11 protein-coding genes are annotated in these 20,089 nt (G+C 68.6%); all 11 read right to left on the minus strand.

The annotated features are described in order from the left end of the window. On the minus strand, positions 1–3,575 hold a 3,575-nt coding region (locus VNE62_04460; GenBank protein HVE91543.1), incomplete at its 3' end, for a DNA-directed RNA polymerase subunit beta'. Positions 3,576–3,578: 3 nt separating this feature from the next. Further along, entirely contained in the window at positions 3,579–7,004 is a 3,426-nt protein-coding gene (gene rpoB, locus VNE62_04465; GenBank protein HVE91544.1) for a DNA-directed RNA polymerase subunit beta, read from the minus strand. A gap of 257 nt (positions 7,005–7,261) precedes the next feature. Continuing rightward, complete coding sequence (locus tag VNE62_04470; protein HVE91545.1) at positions 7,262–7,864, minus strand: hypothetical protein; 603 nt, start codon at positions 7,862–7,864, stop codon at positions 7,262–7,264. A gap of 8 nt (positions 7,865–7,872) precedes the next feature. Then, positions 7,873–8,286 carry a septum formation initiator family protein gene (locus VNE62_04475; GenBank protein ID HVE91546.1) on the minus strand — a complete coding sequence of 138 codons (414 nt, stop codon included), beginning with the start codon at positions 8,284–8,286 and terminating at the stop codon, positions 7,873–7,875. Next, positions 8,277–9,635, minus strand: a complete 1,359-nt coding sequence (gene eno, locus VNE62_04480) for a phosphopyruvate hydratase (GenBank protein ID HVE91547.1) — start codon at positions 9,633–9,635, stop codon at positions 8,277–8,279. Before eno ends, VNE62_04475 begins: the two co-directional genes overlap by 10 nt. Continuing rightward, on the minus strand, positions 9,628–10,482 hold the full coding sequence (mazG, locus tag VNE62_04485; protein HVE91548.1) for a nucleoside triphosphate pyrophosphohydrolase: 855 nt from the start codon (positions 10,480–10,482) through the stop codon (positions 9,628–9,630). The genes eno and mazG overlap by 8 nt, the downstream gene beginning before the upstream one ends. Before the next feature lie 16 nt (positions 10,483–10,498). Beyond that, positions 10,499–11,455 carry a SurA N-terminal domain-containing protein gene (locus tag VNE62_04490; protein HVE91549.1) on the minus strand — a complete coding sequence of 319 codons (957 nt, stop codon included), beginning with the start codon at positions 11,453–11,455 and terminating at the stop codon, positions 10,499–10,501. A 52-nt stretch (positions 11,456–11,507) separates the two neighbouring features. Continuing rightward, the gene (gene mfd, locus VNE62_04495) at positions 11,508–14,942 is read right to left on the minus strand and encodes a transcription-repair coupling factor (protein HVE91550.1); all 3,435 of its coding nucleotides are present in this window, start codon (positions 14,940–14,942) and stop codon (positions 11,508–11,510) included. Between the two features lie 72 nt (positions 14,943–15,014). After that, positions 15,015–18,707, minus strand: coding sequence for an adenylate/guanylate cyclase domain-containing protein (locus tag VNE62_04500; protein ID HVE91551.1), 3,693 nt, complete (start codon positions 18,705–18,707; stop codon positions 15,015–15,017). Between the two features lie 42 nt (positions 18,708–18,749). Continuing rightward, complete coding sequence (gene pth, locus VNE62_04505) at positions 18,750–19,343, minus strand: aminoacyl-tRNA hydrolase (GenBank protein HVE91552.1); 594 nt, start codon at positions 19,341–19,343, stop codon at positions 18,750–18,752. A 12-nt stretch (positions 19,344–19,355) separates the two neighbouring features. Next, entirely contained in the window at positions 19,356–20,012 is a 657-nt protein-coding gene (locus VNE62_04510; GenBank protein HVE91553.1) for a 50S ribosomal protein L25, read from the minus strand. Between the last annotated feature and the right edge of the window lie 77 nt (positions 20,013–20,089).

The following is a 20,089-nucleotide window of genomic DNA, read 5'->3' on the forward strand; positions in this document are numbered from 1 at the left end:
GCCTTGGTGATGCCCATCAGCTCGGGACGGCCCCGGCCCGGCTCCCCGCCCGCCTCGACCACGCGCAGGTTCTCGGCCTGGAAGACCAGACGGTCGACCAGCTGTCCGGGAAGGAAGTCGGTGTCACCCGGCTCGACCACCGAGACACGGCGAAGCATCTGCTTGGCGATCAGCTCGATGTGCTTGTCATGGATCGTCACTCCCTGCGACGCGTACACCTGCTGCACCTCGGTCGCCAGGTAGCGCTGGACATCGCCGATACCACGGATCTTGAGGATCTCCTTGGGGTCGGCCGCGCCCTCGAACAGCTGCTCACCGGCAGCGATGGTGTCGCCTTCGCCGTAGCGCAGCCGCACACGCCGGGGCACCGAGTAGCGGGCCTCGTCGCCGGAGTCGTCGGTGATGACGATCTCCCGGTTCTTCTCCTTCTCCTCCACGGTGATGCGCCCGGAGATCTCCGCCAGGTTCGCGGCCCCCTTCGGGTGCCGGGCCTCGAAAAGCTCGACGACTCGGGGAAGGCCGTGCGTGATGTCCTCACCGGCGACACCACCGGTGTGGAACGTCCGCATCGTCAGCTGCGTGCCCGGCTCGCCGATGGACTGCGCGGCGATGATCCCCACCGCCTCACCGATGTCCACGAGGCGTCCGGAGGCCAGGTTGCGTCCGTAGCACATGGCGCACACGCCGACCGTGGACTCGCAGGTCTGCACGGTGCGCACGACGATCTCCTCGGCGCCCGAGGCCCGCAGGGTCGCGACTTCCGGACGTCCGAGCTCTGTGCCCTTTTTGAGGATCGTCTGCTTGCCGACCTTCACGGGGTCGGCCAGCGTTCGGCTGAAGATCCGGCTGTCCCAGTCGGTGTCGGTCCGCAGAGCCTTGGCCTCGATCGGCACACCCTTCTCAGTGCCGCAGTCGACCTCGCGGACAATGATCTCCTGGGCCACGTCCACCAGCCGCCTGGTCAGGTAGCCGGAGTCGGCGGTACGAAGAGCCGTGTCGGCCAGCCCCTTGCGGGCGCCGTGGGTGGAGATGAAGTACTCGAGGACGGTCAGGCCCTCGCGGAAGTTGGTCTTGATGGGCCGCGGGATGATCTGGCCCTTCGGGTTGGCGACCAGGCCTCGCATGCCGGCCAGCTGCCGGATCTGCGTCATGTTCCCGCGGGCGCCGGAGTGGGCCATCATGAAGATCGAGTTGAGCGGGTGGAAGTTGGCCTCCATCGCGCGCGAGACCTCGTCCTTGGCCTTCTCCCAGATCTCGATGAGCTCCTGGCGCCGCTCATCGTCGGTCAGAACCCCGCGCGAGTAGTTGGCCTCGACGCGGTCCGCCTCCTTTTCGTAGCGGTCCAGGATCTTCGGCTTCTCCGGCGGCACGACCACGTCGTCCACCGACACCGATATGCCGGCCTTGGTGGCGAACCGGAAGGCCATCGCCTTGATGCGGTCCAGGGTCTCGGCGACGACGGCCTTGTTGTAGCGGCTGATCAGGCCGTCCACGATCTGGCCCATCTCTTTCTTGCCTACGTGGTGGTTGACCCACGGGAAAGTGGACGGCAGGGCCGAGTTGAAGATGGCCCGTCCGACGGTGGTCTCGATGATGTGCGGCCCGTCCTTGTCATCAAAGGCGGCGTCGCCGGCCTCGAGCGGCCGGTCCGTGCGGACTCTCACCTTGGCGTGGACGTGGAGCCACGGGTTCTTGCCGTCCTGCGCCTCGAAAGCCATGACGGCCTCCGTTGGCGACGAGAAGACCTTGCCCTCCCCGATCATGCCCTCCTGAGGCGTCGTGAGATACCAGGAGCCGAGGATCATGTCGTGCGTCGGCGTGACCGTCGGACGGCCGTGGGCCGGGGACAGGATGTTGTGCGTCGACAGCATCAGCAGCCGGGCCTCAGCCTGTGACTCCGGCGACAGGGGCACGTGGACCGCCATCTGGTCGCCGTCGAAGTCGGCGTTAAAGGCCGGGCACACCAGCGGGTGGATCTGGATCGCCTTGCCCTCGACCAGGATGGGCTCAAAGGCCTGGATGCCGAGGCGGTGAAGCGTCGGTGCGCGGTTGAGCATCACCGGGTGGTCGCTGATGACCTCCTCGAGCACGTCCCAGACCTGCGGACGCTGCCGCTCCACCATCCGCTTGGCGGACTTGATGTTGGTTGCCAGTCCCTCGTCCACGAGCTTTTTCATGACGAAGGGCTTGAACAGCTCCAGAGCCATGACCTTGGGCAGGCCGCACTGGTGCAGCTTGAGGTCCGGCCCGACGACGATCACGGAGCGGCCCGAGTAGTCGACACGCTTCCCCAGAAGGTTCTGGCGGAACCGGCCCTGCTTGCCCTTGAGCATGTCCGACAGCGACTTGAGCGGGCGGTTGCCGGGCCCCGTGACGGGGCGGCCGCGGCGTCCGTTGTCGAACAGCGCGTCGACGGCCTCCTGGAGCATGCGCTTTTCGTTGTTGACGATGATCTCGGGGGCGCCCAGGTCCAGCAGCCGCTTGAGGCGGTTGTTGCGGTTGATGACGCGGCGGTACAGGTCGTTGAGGTCGGAGGTGGCGAAGCGGCCTCCGTCCAGCTGCACCATCGGGCGCAGGTCGGGCGGGATGACCGGGGTGACGTCCAGGATCATGGCCATCGGCGTGTTGCCGGACTGCAGCAGGGCCTCCATGACCTTCAGGCGCTTGATCGCCCGGATGCGCTTCTGACCCTTGTTCTCCTTGGTCATGGTGCGCAGGTCCTCGATCTCCTGGGTCATGTTCAGGGCGCGGAGCAGATCCTTGATCGCCTCGGCCCCCATGCCTCCCTTGAAGTAGTCGTTGTAGGAGTCGCGAAGCTGGCGCCAGACGTCCTCGGCGATCAGCTGCTTGGGAGCCAGCTTCTGGAACTCCTCCCAGGCGCGGTCCATCAGCTCGGTCTGCTTTTCGACGCGACGGTCGATCTCGCGGACCGCGTTGTCGTGCTCCTTGTGCTTGGCCTTCACGGCAGGCGACTTGGCGCCCTGGGCCTCCAGCTCCTTGAGCGCACGCTCCAGATCCTTGGCACGCCGTGCCTTGGCGGTCTCCGCCTCAGAGCGAAGGTCCTCCTTCATGCGCGAAAGCTGCGACTCCAGGCGCGGCATGTCCCGCTCGCGCTTTTCGACGTCCACCTGAGTGACCACGTGGGCGGCGAAGTAGATGATCTTCTCGAGGTCCTTGGGGGCCAGGTCGAGCAGGTAGCCGAGCCTCGACGGCACGCCCTTGAAGAACCAGATGTGCGCGACGGGGGCGGCCAGCTCGATGTGGCCCATCCGCTCGCGGCGCACGCGGGTGCGGGTGACCTCTACGCCACAGCGCTCGCAGATGATGCCTTTAAAGCGGACCCGCTTGTACTTGCCGCAGGCGCACTCCCAGTCCTTGGTGGGACCGAAGATGCGCTCGCAGAAAAGCCCGTCACGCTCGGGCTTGAGCGTCCGGTAGTTGATCGTCTCCGGCTTGCGCACCTCGCCGTTGGACCACATGCGGATCTGCTCCGCCGTAGCCATGCCGATGCGAAGCTGGTCGAATTCGTTGACGTCCTGGACGCGGTGTACCTTCTCGTCCGTTTGGGTCGCCATGTGTTAGAGCTCCTCCCCGCTCGCGCGCTCCGGACGGGACAGGTCGATGCCTAGCTCTTCCTGCACCCTGTAGTCCTCGTCTGACTCCTTGACTTCGATCTGCTGGCCGGTCGCCGACAGGACCTCGACGTTCAGGCACAGCGACTGCATCTCCTTGATGAGCACCTTGAAGGACTCCGGGATGCCCGGCTCGGGGATGTTCTCCCCCTTCACGATGGCCTCGTAGACCTTGACGCGGCCGAGGACGTCGTCGGACTTGACGGTAAGCAGTTCCTGCAGGGCGAAAGCGGCCCCGTAGGCCTCGAGCGCCCAAACCTCCATCTCCCCGAACCGCTGGCCGCCGAACTGGGCCTTACCACCCAGAGGCTGCTGCGTGATCATCGAGTAGGGGCCGGTGGAGCGGGCGTGGATCTTGTCGTCCACCAGGTGGAGCAGCTTCAGGATGTAGATGTAGCCCACCGTGACCGACTGGTCGAACGGCTCGCCGGTGCGCCCGTCAAACAGCTGCGCCCGCCCGTGCTCGTCGACCAGCTTCGCGGATCCGTTGCCGTTCGTTCCGGCGTGGATGAGGAGGTCCTTGATCTCGTTTTCGCGGGCGCCGTCGAAGACCGGCGTCGCGATGTTGATGGGACCCGGCACCTCGCGTGCCGAGGCGTCCCAGCCGGACCCCTTCATCCAGTCGGGCATGCGGTCAAAGCTCCATCCGGACTTTGCCACCCATCCCAGGTGCGTCTCCAGGACCTGTCCCAGGTTCATCCGCGACGGGACGCCCAAGGGGTTGAGGATGATGTCCACCGGTGTGCCGTCGGGCAGAAAGGGCATGTCCTCCATCGGCAGGACCTTGGAGATGACTCCCTTGTTGCCGTGGCGGCCGGCGAGCTTGTCCCCGTCGGAAACCTTGCGCTTCTGCGCGACGTAAACGCGCACCAGTTGGTTCACACCCGGCGGCAGCTCGTCTTCGTCCTCACGGGTGAAGACCTTGACGGCGATGATCGTGCCGGACTCGCCGTGGGGGACCTTCAAAGACGTGTCGCGGACGTCCCTCGCCTTCTCACCGAAGATGGCGCGCAGCAGACGCTCCTCGGGCGTCAGCTCCGACTCACCCTTCGGCGTGACCTTGCCGACGAGGATGTCGCCCGGCGCGACCTCGGCCCCCACGCGGATGATGCCGCGGTCGTCGAGGTCCTTGAGCAGCTCCTCGGAAACGTTGGGGATGTCGCGGGTGATCTCCTCGGGGCCGAGCTTCGTGTCCCGCGCCTCGACCTCGTGCTCCTCGATGTGAATCGATGTCAGGACGTCGTCGCGGACCAGCCGCTCGGACACGATGATCGCGTCCTCGTAGTTGTGCCCCTCCCAGGGCATGAAAGCCACGAGCATGTTGCGGCCGAGCGCGAGCTCGCCGCCCTCGGTGCAGGGGCCGTCGGAGATGACCTCGCCGGCGGCCACCTTCTGGCCCTCAATGACGATCGGCTTGTGGTTGACGCAGGTGCCCTGGTTGGACCGCTCGAATTTCGCCAGCAGGTAGGTGCGGTCGGACCCGTCGCGATGGGTGATCGTGATCGACTCCGCCGAGACCTCCTTCACTGTCCCGGCCTGCTCGCACACGACGATCTCGCCGGCCCCACGGGCTGCGATCGTCTCCATGCCGGTGCCGATCAGCGGGGCCTCCGTGCGGAGCAGGGGAACCGACTGACGCTGCATGTTCGAACCCATCAGCGCCCGGTTGGCGTCGTCGTGCTCCAAAAACGGGATCAGGGCCGCGGCCACCGACACGATCTGCTTTGGTGACACGTCCATGTAGTCGATCTTGCCGGGCTCGACCCAGACGATCTCGCCGCCCTTGGACCTGCACAGCTCGTGATCGGCCACAAAGCGGCCCTTTTCGTCCAGCGTCGCGTTGGCCTGCGCGATGACGTACTTGTCCTCCTTATCGGCGGTCAGGTAGTCGATCCGCTCGGTGACGCGGCCGTTCTCCACCTTCCGGTAGGGGGTCTCGATGAACCCGTAGGGGTTCACCCGCGCGAAGGAGGAAAGGGAACCGATGAGGCCGATGTTCGGGCCCTCGGGAGTCTCGATCGGGCACATCCTGCCGTAGTGCGAGGGGTGGACGTCGCGCACCTCGAACCCGGCGCGCTCACGGGACAGACCGCCCGGCCCCAGGGCGGACAGCCGCCGCAGGTGCGTGAGGGAGTCCAGGGGGTTGGTCTGCTGCGAGAACTGCGACAGCTGCGACGTCCCGAAGAACTCCTTGATGGATGCCGTGAGCGGGCGGATGTTGACCAGGGACTGCGGCGTGATCGCCTCGGCGTCCTGGGTGGACATGCGCTCCTTGATGACCCGCTCCATCCGGGCCAGGCCGATCCGAACCTGGTTGGCGATGAGCTCGCCCACGGACCGCACCCGGCGGTTGCCGAAGTGGTCGATGTCGTCGGTGTCGAAGTCGGGGTTGCCCTCGTGCAGCTGCACCAGGTACTTGAGGGCCGAGGCAATGTCTTTGTTGGTGACGACCGTGACGGCGTCGGGCAGGTTGAGGTCGAGCTTTGCGTTGATCTTGTAGCGGCCGACCTTTGCCAGGTCGTAGCGCTTGGGGTTGAAGTACATGCCCAGCACGAGCGCTCCGGCGGACTCGGCCGTGGGGGGCTCGCCAGGGCGGAGCTTGCGGTATATGTCCATCAGCGCCTCGCCCGGCGTGCGGATGGCGTCGCGGTTTAGCGTCTCCAGGAGAGCCTGGGACTCCCCGAGTTCCTTGAGGATGTCCTCGTTGGGGATCTCCTTGTCCAGGATCTCCCTGTTGAGCTCGACTGCCCCGGTCTTCAGGTCGAACGTGAAGGCCCGCAGCGCCCGCAGCAGCACGGTTGCGTTCTGGCGGCGCTTGCGGTCGATGCGGACGCCGATCGTGTCCCGGCGGTCCATCTCGAACTCAAGCCACGCGCCGCGCGACGGGATCACCCGGCACGAGACGAGCTCTCTGTCCGAGGTCTTGTCCAGAGTGCGGTCGAAGTAGACGCCGGGAGACCTCACCAGCTGGGATACGACGACCCGCTCGGTGCCGTTGATGACGAAGGTGCCCTTCTCGGTCATCATCGGGAAGTCCCCGAGGAAAACCGTCTGCTCCTTCAGCTCGCCGGTCGTCTTGTTTACAAAGCGGGCCTTCACGAACAGCGGGGCGGAGTAGGTGATGTCCTTTTCCCGGCACTCCTCCACCGAGTGCTTCGGCTCTTCAAACCAGTGGCCGGAGAACTCGAGAGCGAGGTTGCCGGTGAAGTCCTCGATGGGAGAAACGTCACGAAAGGCCTCTCCGATGCCTTCGGACTTAAAGGCCGCGAAGGAGTCGCGCTGGATCCCGATCAGGTCGGGGAGGTCGAGGATGTCCTTGATCTTCTGGAAAGAAAGGCGCTGCCTGGAACCGGTGCGAGGCGATGCGGACACGTCCGCCAATCGTCTCCCTCCCTTCGGGGGTCCGTTTATCTGATCCGGGAACCGCGGGGGCCAGGCGCGGGGCGCGCGGCACGACGAAATCGACAACGGGCCCCGGACATGGCGGAACGGCCAGTATAGACGCGAGCTATACCGGCGTCAAGAGACGATGGCAGCTTCCCAATCGCGGATGCGTAGTTGATACACCGGATGCGTCGGCCGAGTCAAGGCTCCAGACGTCCTGGGAGGCGTAACCGCAGGTCAGGGGGTCAGGAAACCTGGATGCGGAACAGCCAGCAGGGCTGGCCGTTGCCGGTCCACGCGGCGCAGAGGTCCACGTGCCACTCGCCCGGATCCAGGTCGATGGTCAGCGTCGTCTCCCTGGCGGGGTCGATCTGCTGTGTCGGGTACGAGTTTCTTTCCCCCTGAAAGGGCCGGATCGACTCGGAGTCGGGAGGCCGGTCGGCGTCGACCACGAGCAGGACCGCCTCCCCGCGGCGGACGGCCAAGCCGGCCGGCTGGGACGGCGGGGGGAAGTCCTGGCAACGGCTGGCGGCGCCGGACGTCCAGCAGTACGAGGCCGGGGCTCCCGCCTGCGTGCCGGCCGCAGCGCGGATCGAAGTCGAGCGGGGCGGCGCCAGGGGGACCGCGGTGGGCCCGGGCGTCGCTGTCGGGGGGGGCGTGGGCCGCGGCGTCGGCGTCACGCCCGGGGCCAGCGTGTGAACGGCCACACGTTGGGGGCCGGGCGTGGGTGAGTCGAACTGCACGAGCGGGGCATCGTCGGAGTCGACGCCCTGGCCGCCGCAGGCGGCCAGTGCGATGAGCGCGATCACGGCCAGTGCCCGTCTCGGCACCCTTGTGCGGGCCGGCATCGGCGGGCTCAGTCGCCGAACAGGTCCGTGACCCAGTCCCAGGCTCTGGACGGCCACGGACGCTTCGGCTGCCCGGTGGCCCGGACCGCCGGCGACGGGCTGGGGGTGGCCACCAGCAGGTAAGCCTGTTCCCCCGGCTTCACGAGTCCGAGCCTGGCACGCGCGAGCAGCTCGAGCTCCCCCGGATCCTGCAGCCGGTCCACCTGGCGCTCGAGCCGCCGGTTCTCCTCGGTGAGCACCTCCAGCCGCGTCTCGAGCCTGGCCATCCGGGTCCGCTGGACGACGAGCTGCTTCGTCGGGAAGAAGACGAGAAAGGCCGCGATGACGAGTCCGATCCCGAGCAGGGTCCGGCGTTGCGGGTCCTTTTCACGGGCGGGCCGGGAAGAGCCGACGGCCTCCCGCACCTTGGTGATCACTGCCACGAGGTCGCGGACTCCTGGTCCGCCGCCGGCGGCTGCGCCTCGTCAGACGGAACTCCGACGTCCAGCGGCAGCGCCGTCCAACCCGCGTACCTGGCCCCCGATCCGAGCTCCTCCTCGATGCGCAACAGTTCGTTGTACTTCGCGGTGCGCTCGCCGCGTGCGGGGGCGCCCGCCTTGATCTGGCCCACACCGGTGGCCACGGCGAGATGGGCGATTGTCGTGTCCTCGGTCTCGCCCGAGCGGTGGGACATCATTGCCGACCAGCCGGCCCGTCTCGCCAGCGCGATTGTGTCCAGCGTCGCGGTGAGCGTGCCTATCTGATTCGGCTTCACCAGCACTGCGTTGGCGCAGTCCTCCTCAATGGCACGCGCCAGCCGGTCGGGGTTGGTCACGAGAAGGTCGTCGCCCAGCAACTGGACCCGGTGCCCCATGCGCTCCGTGAGCTCCGCCCAGCCGTCCCAGTCCTCCTCCGCGCACCCGTCCTCGATGGAGACGATCGGGTAATCGGCGATGAGGCGGTCCAGGAAGTCGGTCATCTGTGCCGGCGAGATGACCTGTCCCTCCACGGAATAGGACCCGTCCTGCCACAACTCGGTCGCCGCGACGTCCAGCGCGAGGACCACGTCACGGCCGGCCTCGTAGCCGGCGACCTCGACGGCCTCGACGATGAGGTCCAGCGCGTGGCGCGTGGACTGGACGTCCGGGGCGATGCCCCCTTCGTCGCCGACGTTGACGTTCAGTCCGCTGGACCGGGCCTGGGACCGCAGACAGGCGTATATCTCCGCTCCCGCGCGCAGCGCGTCGGCGAACGTGGGAAGTCCTATCGGGGCGACCATGAACTCCTGGACGTCCACCGCATTGTCGGCGTGCGCACCGCCGTTGATGACGTTGAAGTAGGGAACGGGCAGGATCCCGGACCCGGGACCTCCCAGGTACCGGTGCAGGGAGAGCCCGGTGTGGCCGGCCACGGCCTTGGCCGCCGCCAGAGAGACGCCCAGGACGGCGTTCGCCCCCAGGGACGCGAGGTTGGGGGTGGCGTCCATGACGGACAGGGCGTCGTCCAGGCCCCGCTGGTCCACGGCGTCGCGGCCGAGGATCTCCGGTGCGATCCGGTCCCGGACCGCCTCCACCGCGCGAAGCACTCCGCGACCCCCGAATCTGTGGTCGCCGTCGCGCAGTTCGTGGGCCTCGTGGGCACCGGTGGACGCGCCGGAGGGGACGGCCGCGCGGCCGAGCGCTCCGGACTCCAGCCGCACCTCCACCTCGATCGTGGGGTTTCCGCGTGAGTCCAGGATCTCCCTCGCCCAGACACGCTCGAGGGTGGTGGGTGCAACGGGTGAGCTACGCAATAGAGTCCTCCAGGCCCTTGGCCTTGTCCCAGTATTCCGCCCAGTCGCGCTGCGACAAGGATTCGAGCTCACGGCCGTCCGCCGCAGCCATCTCCTCCATCGCGTCGAAACGCCTGCGGAAAAGGTCCGCCGAGCGCCGCAGGGCGGTCTCCGGCTCGACGCCCACCTTGCGCGACAACGCCACCGCCGCCAGCAGCACGTCGCCGACCTCGGCCTCCAGCCGGTCCGCCCTGGGGTCGTCGCGGGCCATCTCCTCGTGCAGCTCGGACAGCTCCTCGTCCAGCTTCGCGGCCGCGGCGTCGGCGGAGGACCAGTCGAAGCCGGTCTGGGCCGCCCGCCGGACCAGTTTCGCCGCCCGAGAGAGGGCGGGCATCGCGCTGGGGATCCCGTGCATCACGGACGTCCCCTTCTGGGCGCGTTTGGACTTCTCCCAGTTGGCCAGTACTTCGTCGGAGCGCGACACCTTCACGTCGCCGAAGACGTGCGGATGGCGCGTCACGAGTTTTGTCCGCAGCCCCGACACGACGTCGGTGATCGTAAAGGCGCCGGAGTCCGCCGCCACCTGAGCGTGAAGCACGACCTGCAGCAGCACGTCGCCAAGCTCCTCGCGCAGGGCTTGCGGGTCCTTTGTGTCGATGGCCTCGAGGACCTCGTATGTCTCCTCGAGCAGATACCGGGCGAGGCTTTCGTGGGTCTGTTCCCGGTCCCAGGGACAGCCGCCGGGGGACCGCAGCTGCGCGATGACCTCGACCAGGCGCCGGAACGGCTCGGGGGCCGGTTCGACCACCTTCGAGGCGACCTCGGGAGCCAGGGCAGGGCCCCGGGGGCCGGGCACCTCGGCGCTCATAGCGCCTGTGCCGGCGTCACTCGGGCAGCGACTGCGGCCCTCTGGTGACCAACAGCTCCTCGGCGTCGAACTTTCCGTACTTCGGATTGACGACGATCTTCGCCCCCTTGAGCTCGCGCTCCAGAAACTGCTGCAGCGCCTGCTCCCGGGCCTGCTGGGATAGCTGCTGCTCGATTTGAGGGCGCACCTCCTCAAAGGGAGCGGTCCGCCGCTCGCGCACCTGATAGACGGCGAAACCGCCGGCGACCTGAAGGGGGCCGACGATCCCCCCGATGGGAGCCGCCTGCACCTGCTCGCCGGCGGGACCGAATTGCTCGGCCGACAACCAACCCACGTCGCCCCCCGAGCGGGCGGCGGGGTCCACCGACTGCGCCCGGGCGATCTCGGCGAAGGGGCGTCCCGAGTTCACCTGCGCCATCGCCTGCTCGGCCTCCGGGCGTGTCCGCAGGGTCATCTGGGACACCCGCACCTCGGGGAACCGGCTGGGGTTCTGGTCGTAGAACGACCTCGATACGGCCTCGTCCAGGCGGACGTCCTTCGCCGCGATCTCGGCGATGCGCTGCTGCAGCGCGTTGCGCCTGATCAGCACCCGGAGGCGATCCCGCGAGATCTTTCTGGACTTCAGGATCTCCTCGAAGGCCTCTTCGCCGCCGACCTGCGCGCGGGCCTGCTCGATGTCGCGGTCCACGTCGGCCTCGGTCACCGAGATCCGGTTGCGCTCGGCGTACTGGCGCGACACCTCCGTGCGGATCAGAGTCCCGAGGATCTGCCGGCGGAGCTGGCCGCGGCCGCTCGCTTCCTTGAGGAACTCCTTGGCCTCGGGGTCCTCCCGCAGCTGGAGCACTTCCTGCTCGACCTCCGACTCCGGGATCTTCTCGCTGTTGACGATCGCAGCCGCGGGGGTCAGCGCCGCGCAGGAGGTGGCCGCGAGGGCGCAGGCGGCAGCAAGGACAATGAGGTGCCGGGAGCGCATCAGGCGGGACGATATCACGCGCACCATCGACCGGCGGAGGTGTCCAGGTCCTTCATGCCGGGACCGCGTCGCGCTCCAGCAGTCCCCTCGTCGCCTCCTCGAGCCAGTCCAGCAGCTGGGTCCCGTCCAGGTCGGGGACCGGGAGCACGAGGGTCGAGGTCGCCTCCGACAGAACCGCCCGCGGGTACTTGCGGGCGAGGCGGACCCGCTGCCAGTCACTGGTCAGCGCGACGGGCTTGATCTTGGCCACCCGCCCGTGGAGCTCATTGGGCGTCACCGACAGGTCGGTGATCCCCAGGGATCGGAGGGATGCCCGCAACTCCGCGACGCGCAGCAGGGCGGCCGCGGGATCCGGCAGGGGGCCGAAGCGGTCGCGAAGCTCGCTTCGCACGTCCTGGATCTCCGACGCTGCGACCGTGTCGGCGATCCTGCGGTACGCGGCCAGCCGCAGCGGCTCCGAGTCGATCCAATCGGCAGGCAGGAATGCGTCCACCGGCAGGTCCATGCGGACCTCGGGGGGCTTGGCCGGCGGCTCTCCTTTCAGCTCCCGGGCCGCCTCCTCCAGCAGCTGGACGTACATCTCGAAGCCGACCGCCTCGATGTGGCCGTGCTGGTCCGCGCCGAGAAGGTTTCCGGCTCCCCTGATCTCCAGGTCCTTCATCGCGATGGCCATGCCGGACCCGAGCTCGGTGTACTGCGCGAGCGTCTTGAGCCTTTCGTGGGCGCCACCCGTCAGACGCAGGTTCGGGGGGAAGAACAGGTAGGCGTACGCCTGCTCGCCCGCCCGGCCCACCCGGCCCCGCAGCTGATAGAGCTGGGCGAGCCCGAGCATGTCGGCCCTGTCGACGATCAAAGTGTTGGACGAGGGGATGTCCAGGCCGGCCTCGATGATCGTCGTGCACAAAAGGACGTCCACCTCCCTGCGCCAGAACGACACCATCACGCGCTCCAGCTCGTGCTCGTCCATCTGTCCGTGTCCGACGGCGATCCGCGCCTCCGGAACCAGGCGCTCGAGGCGGCGGCGCTCACGCTCGATGGTCTGCACGCGGTTGTGGACGAAGAAGACCTGGCCGCCCCGGGCCAACTCACGTCGGATCGCCGCCGTCACCAGCCTTTCGTCGAAGGGGCCGACGAACGTCCGGACGGGCCTGCGGGCGGCCGGCGCCGTCTCGATCGTGGACAGGTCGCGGATCCCCGACATGGACATCTCCAGGGTCCGCGGGATGGGAGTGGCGGTGAGCGTGAGCACATCCACCTCCACCCGCATCCGGCGAAGCTGCTCTTTCTGCGCCACCCCGAACCGGTGTTCCTCATCGACGATGATCAGGCCCAGGTCGGCGAACTTCACGTCCTTGGACAAAAGGCGGTGCGTGCCGATCACGACGTCGATCTCCTTGGTCGCCAGCTTCGCCACGGTGCCGGCGATCTCCGACGGCGAGGCGAAACGGGACAGCAGCCCCACGTTCACGGGGAACGGCGCGAACCTCTCGGAGAAGGTGGAGAAGTGCTGCTGGGCCAGAAGCGTCGTCGGGACGAGGACCCCGACCTGCTTTCCCTCGACGACGGCGGCGAAGGCGGCACGCACGGCCACCTCGGTCTTGCCGTAGCCGACGTCGCCGCATACCAGCCGGTCCATGGGCACTGGGCGCGCCATGTCCCGGCCGACCTCCTCGATCGCCCGCAACTGGTCCGGAGTCTCGTCGAAAGGAAACGACTCCTCCAGCTCCCGCTGCCAGGGGCTGGACACCGGGTAGGAGTGACCCGGGGAGTGCAACCGGGCGGAGTACAGCCGCACGAGCTCGGCGGCGATGTCCCGTGCCTTTTTGCGGACGCGCGCCTTCGTCCTCTCCCACTCCGTCGTCCCCAGCCGTGACAGCTTCGGCTGCTCGCCCCCGAGGTACCGCTGGAGCGACTCCGCGGTGTCCGACGGGACGAACAGGCGGTCACCGCCGGCGTACTCACAGATCAGGTACTCCCTCGTGAACCCGGCGACCTCGCGGGTCTCCATCCCCACGTACCGGCCGATGCCGTGCAGGACGTGCACGACGAGGTCCCCCGGGTTCAGCTCCTCGAGGGCCCGGGGCCGGGAGCGGGACTTGGGCCGCGCGGGGGCCGGGGGCCGGGCGTGCCACTCGGTGTGGGTGACGACGGCCAGCTCGAGCGACGGCATCACGAAGCCGCCGTGCAGAGACGAGGAAACGACCGGGGCGCCACCGAGGCCTTCCTCGGCGAGCCGGGTCCCGACCGCGGCCACCTCGTGCGGCAGCGCGCAGAACACCACCTCGACGCGCTCCCCGCGAAGCCTGCGGCAACGCTCGAGCAGCGTCCGCGGTGACAGTCCGGGCTCCCACGGGTGGGCGTCCAAGGCCGCCGTTCCCTCGTCGCTGGCCAGGGCGCCCGCGGTCCGTATCGTCGTGCCGCTCTCGCGCAGCGACTGAAGGACCCGGTCCAGGGGCAGGTACAGCACCGACTGCTCGTCGCGCGAATGGATGCGGCCGGGAGGGCGGTTCGTGGGGTCGGGCGTGACGTGCTGGGGCTCCGACCACAGTGCCGCCAGCTCCTCCTCTTGCTCGACCGCCATGGCGGCCTCGTCGGACGCCCGCTTGACGTCGAACAGAAGGACGGGAGTCCCGGACTGCAGCAGGTTGTGCATCCCGTCGGCAGCCTCGTCCCAGATCCTCGGGAGAAGCGACTCGCCTCCCTCGGGAAACACGCCCGACGCGAGCCGCGCCAGCCGGTCCCGGACCTCCTCCAGCCACTTTCCCGTGGTCCGGCCCACCGCACGTTCGGCGCGTTGCCTGAGCTCCGGCGACGGCGGCAGTTCGGTGCGGGCCACGATGACGGCGGCCTTGGCGTCCTCCACCGACCGCTGGCTCTCCGGATCGACCCAGCGCAGCGACTCCACCTCGTCGCCGAACAGCTCGAGCCGCGCCACCCGCGTGTCCTGGGCGCCGAACACGTCCACGATCCCGCCGCGCACCGCGAACGTCCCCGGTTCCTGAGCGACGTCGGTCCGCTCGTAGCCGAGATCGACGAGACGGGCGACGAGTTCGTCACGGTCCACGGTCCCCAGCGAGGGCAACTCCACCGGAACCGCGGATGCCGCTCCGGGCGCGGGCTTCTGGATGAACCCGCGGACTCCGGCCACGACCACCCGTGGGCCCTCCCCGTGCGACAGCATCCGCAGGGCCTGGATGCGCCGCGACGATATCCGCGGGTCGGGGGACATCGCCTCGTAGGGCAGGACGTCCCACGCGGGCAGGTGGGCCGCCGGACAGAACTCGGCCACCGCTGCCCGCAGCGCTTCGGCGTCGGGCTCCGACGGGACGACCGCCACGACGCACCCGCCGGTCAGACGGGCGAGACCGGCCAGCGCAAACGGCCGGACGGCGTCGGGCATGAGCAGCGGCCCTTCTGCCGTGGCGGCCGCCGTGAATTCGGGGTCTGCCACAAGGCGGTCGACCAGGTGGGTCAGCGGTGCGTCCATGGCCTCCTATCAGGGAAACGCGGACAGGGCCCGGTCCGAAGAACCGGGCCCTTATCGACTGCGGCGACCAGTCTAGCGGGGGGCCGGGGAGCCCTCGTCCGGAGTGACTGGGGGTAGTGGCCGGTGGTTGAGCCAGATCCGCGTCATACCGACTGCAGCCCACGCCAGTCCGAAGGCCACACCGGCGGCCGCCGCGGAGGGGACTCGCGGGCTGGAAAGGGCGAGGAACAGCCCGAGCGATGTCAGTCCGACGAGCAATGCCGGCCAGCGCAACGGGGGGTCGTGCACCACCAGGGCGCCCGCGACGAGCAGAAGGCCCAGCACGACCAGAGGCAGGGCGGCCAGGCCCCACAAACCGAAACCGAAGCCTCCGCCGGTGCGCGACACGGCGAGCGCGTGCATGGCGCCGATCGGGGCCCAGGTCCCGATGAGCAGCCATCCGATCGAGGTGGCGCGCCAGAGACCCGGCAGCTTCCGCGCGAACGTCCCCAGCAGGACGCAAACCACCACCACCGCTGCCGGAGGGCCAATGAGGGAAACAGTGGCCAGGTCGGTCCACGCTGTGACGAGTCCGGCGACGGCCGCCGCGATGGCCATCAGGCGCGGCAGCCCGGTCCCGGGGAGCCTCTTCAGCACCCACACGAGCAGCCACGCCAGAAGCAGGGTCGAGGCCACGCCGGCGCTGCGGGTCTTCAGCCCCAGCCAAAAGGACAGCAAGGACGCCGGTGTGGCCCCGAGGACCCAGCGACTGGCCCCGTCCAGCTTCCTCGTCCTGGAGACCACCAGATGACGCACTCCTCCTGCCAGAAACCATCCGATGACGCTGAGCAGTACGGCCAACCCGTGGCCCCAGGGCTTCGTGGCGAACGCCAGCGACCATGCAACGCCGGCGACCACGGTTCTCGTGCCGCCGGCTCTGTCCAGCCTGATGATCAGATCCATTACACCGATGAGGAAGCGTTCGGAGGAGTCTCCGGCGGCGTCGGCCATCCGGTAGATCTCGGCTCTGTGGTGATCGGCGGCGGCGCGGTCGCCGCGCCTGAAATCGTTGAAGATGAGCTCGCGCAGGTTCGTCCGGACCGACTCGTCATCCTCCAGGTCGCGGAAGATGGACAGGCTCTGCTCGAGGAGAGACTTGCCCAGGTGCGGGTCGCCCGTGCTTCCGCTGATCGTGCCGAGGGTCATCAGAGAGGAGGCTTCCAGCCGGCGGTCACCGAGCTCTCGGGCGAGCCCGAGCGCCTCGCCGGCCGCCTCCTTTCTGTGCCTTTCGTTGCCCGACCTGACGCGCACTTGGAGCAGTCCGGCCAGAGCGGTCTTGTCGCCTCTCGCCTCTACGAACTGCCTCCGCGACTCGTCCACCTGGGACCGGCCCATCAGCGAGCGGAAGAACGCGAGGGGCCCGCCCTTGGTGCGTTCCACTCGGTACTCCAGGTCCGCCAGAGTCGTCTCGTCACCCAAGGCTTGCGCGAGGGCGATCGCCTCGTCGGCCAAGGGCCTGCGCGTGGGATCCAGATATGCGACGTCCGTTACCTCGACCAATACGTCCAGCAGCAGGCGTTGATCACCAAGCGCGCGGGCCGTTTGCTCTGCTTCGCGGAGCCAGGCATCCCGGTCCCCTTTGGACCTCGCAGGCCCCCCCTGGTGTCCCGTCGAGAACCCACTCATGAAATCGCTCACAGCCCCCGAGGTGCGAGCACGGGGGTCGGGAGGGGATGTGTCGGCGGCCGCGATGGGCATCGTCGGAGCCGAAGGCGAGGTGGCGACCGCGGCCAAACCCTCCTTTTGGGATACGGGAGCGGACGTGCCCGTGGGGGTCAGACGAACCTGCCCCAGCAGGCTCATGACCCTTTGTGCGGAGCCGGGCGCAGAGGCGGCGACGGACCGTGCCAGCCACATCCGGCCTTCACGGAAGTGGCTGTGCACTCGCCAGAACCTGCTCAGCCGCCCCGCCAGGCTCACCCCCAGCGCGGGGTCGGCCCCGTCCATCAGGGTCCGCTCCAGCACGGCACGAAAGTTGTCGTGGTCGGCCTCCAGTCTTTGGAGCCACACGATCTGTTCGCGCTCTCTTAGGTGCGCGTCGGCTCGCTCTGCCTGTTTCAAAAACCACGCCGCGTGGCGTCGACGGGTGTCGACGTCTTCCCCCGTTTCGTGCAGCTTCTCACCCGCGAATTCCCGGATCGTCTCCAACAACTCAAACCGCAGGACGCCCGGAGGTGACACGGCACGCCGGATCAGACTCTTGTCCACCAGCGAGTGCAGCACGTCGGCGATTTCTGGGCCCCCGCCAACGACGGCGAAGGCTGCTTCCGCCTCGAACCCGCCGCGGAACACGGCGACGCGGCGCAACACCTTTCGCTCGCCCTCATCGAGAAGGTCGTAGCTCCAGCCGATCGTCTGGCGAAGCGATTGGTGCCGCTCCGGCAGGTCCTCCGGACCCCGGGGAAGAGCCTCCAGGCGGCTCTCCATCCTGGACAGCATCTCGTGGGGGCCGAGCACCTTTGAGCGCGACGCGGCCAGTTCGATCGCCAGCGGCAGTCCGTCCAGCCGCGCGCAGACCTCGGCGACGGCGGGCGCGGAGGACTCGTCGAGCTGGAAGTCGGGGTTGACCGACATCGCGCGCTGCACGTAGAGCCGGACGGCGTCGCTGGACGAGACATCCTCGAGCGACGCGGCGGTGGTCGCCGGGAGCTCCATTGGCTGCAGAGGCATCTCCTGCTCGCCGGACAGGTGCAGGGGCTCGCGGGACGTGACCAGCACGGTCACGTCCGGACACGTGGCCAGCAGGTCCCGGACGAACGACGAGGCCTCCATCACCTGCTCGAAGTTGTCCAGGACGACAAGGCGTCGCTTCGTGCGCAGCTCAGACAGCACGGACTCCGCCGCCCCGGCCCCCGGGCTCTCCCGTATCCCCAGTGCCTGGGCGACGGCCCGCGGCACGTCCTCGGCGTTGGTCACCGACGCCAGAGGGACGAACCACACACCGTCGGCGAAGTCGTCGGCCGACTCCGCCGCGACCTGCAACGCCAGCCTGGTCTTGCCCATGCCACCCGGACCGGTGACGGTGAGCAGGCGCAGTCCCGGCCGCAGGACAAACTCGCGCGCACGGGCGAGGTCGGGCTGCCGGCCGGTGAACGGAGTCTGCTGCACGGGAAGGTTGTGCGGCCTGGACTCCAGAGTCTTGAGCGGTGGGAACTCCCTTTGAAGTCCAGGGTGGCAGACCTGGTAGAGCCGCTCGGGCCGCGCGAGGTCCTTGAGCATGTGGGGGCCGAGGTCGCCGAGGGTCACATCCTCCGGGAGATCGTGCCCCGCCAGCGCCCTGGTCGTCTCCGACACGAGGATCTGACCACCGTGGGCTGCCGCGCTCACCCGGGCGGCCTGGTTCACGGCCAGGCTTACGTACTGTCCCGCCACGGGCGAGGCCTCGCCCGTGTGAATGCCGGCACGCACCCGCACCCTCGCGCCCTCGGGCCAGTCGTGCGCCTCCAGTTCGCGCTGAAGGTTCACCGCCGACCGCACGGCGGCTCCGGCGGTCGAGAACACGACGAAAAACGAGTCTCCCTCGGTTCCAAGCTCGATGCCGCCGTGGCGCGCGAACGCGGCTCGAAGGATCTCCCGGTGGGCCTCCTGCAGATCCCGGTAAGCCCCGCCCCGGGCGGCCAGCAGCCGGGTGGATCCCTCGATGTCGGTGAACAGGAAGGTAACGGTGCCGGACGGCAGCGAAACCGCGGACGACCCGTCGCCCCCAGCCGGCGCCTTATACCGCATGCGCACACGCTAGACGAGGTGACGGCCGGAGGCCAAGACCTTCTACGAGGCGGTGTGCAACCGGGTCTGCGCAGCTTCCAGGCCCTTGGAAACCAGAAGCGGCAAAACCTCCAGGGCCGCGTCCATGGACTTCTCGAGGACCGGCCGTTCGTCGGGCGTGAAGGGGCGAAGGACGAACTCGCGCGGCTCAACCCCCACGGGCGGACGGCCGATTCCGATTCTCAGCCTCAGAAAGTCCCTGGACCGCAGGGACGAGGCGATGGACTCAAGACCCCGGTGGCCCCCCGTCCCTCCTCCGGACTTGAGCCTCACGCGTCCGAGGGGCAGGTCCAGCTCGTCGTGGACGACCAGCAGCGACTCCGGCTTCGCGCCGGCCTTGCGCAACAGCCGCGCCACGGGAGGGCCCGACTCGTTCATGAAGGTCGTCGGGATGGCCAGCGCCACGGACTTGCCCTCCAGATGGCAGTCGCCGGAGCGGATCTGCCCCCTGACGCGCCTGAGATCGGCCCCACATCGCGACGCGAGCATTTCCACCAGCACCGCGCCGACGTTGTGCCGTGTCCGCGCGTAGCCCGGTCCGGGATTGCCGAGCCCCGCCACCAGCAGGGACCGGTCGCGGGAGTGCCGGTGAAACACCGCTGGCGCGGCCTAGGCCGCGCCGTCCTCGGCTTCGCCGCCTGCGGTCTCGCCGGCAGCGGCCTCGTCCCCCGCTTCCTCGCCTTCGGCTGCGACCGTCGTGAGAGGCTCCTCGGCACGGGGGGTGACGACCGTCACCAGCGTCTCCTCAGCGTCCGTCAGGATGGTGACACCCTCGGGCGCTTGGATGTCTCCCACCCGCGCGACGTCGCCCAGCTCCAGGGAGGAAACGTCGAACTCGATGGCCTCCGGGATGGAGCGCGGAAGCGCCTCGATCGAAAGCGAACGCGTGTGGAGGTCAAGGACTCCGCCCGTCTTGACCCCCGGCGCATCGCCGACAATCGTGACCTCGACCTCTGTGTGGACGGGCTTGTTCTCCTCGACCCGGTGGAAGTCCACGTGCAGCGCCTCCAGCCGGACGGGGTCGATCGCCACCTCCTTGATGAGCGCGAGGTAGTCGCCGCCGCCGGCGATCTTGAGGGACACCAGAGCATGGGTCCCGTGCGCGTGGAGCAGTCGGATGAAGTCGTACCGGGGCACGGCCAGCTGCTGGGTGTCGATCCCCTTGCCGTAGATGATGCCCGGCAGCATGCCCTGCGCCCTGAGCTTGCGGACGCTGCTGCTGCCGGTGCCCTCCCGGGTCTGGACGGACAGGGTCGTGGCCTTCATGGGGTGGGTTCCTTTCGAGATTGCGGGCCAATCAGCGTAGCAAGCGCCGCCGGTCCCGACGAACCGCGTCGGGGGCA

This window comes from Actinomycetota bacterium (assembly GCA_035536535.1).
In the GTDB taxonomy this organism is placed as follows: domain Bacteria; phylum Actinomycetota; class JAICYB01; order JAICYB01; family JAICYB01; genus DATLNZ01.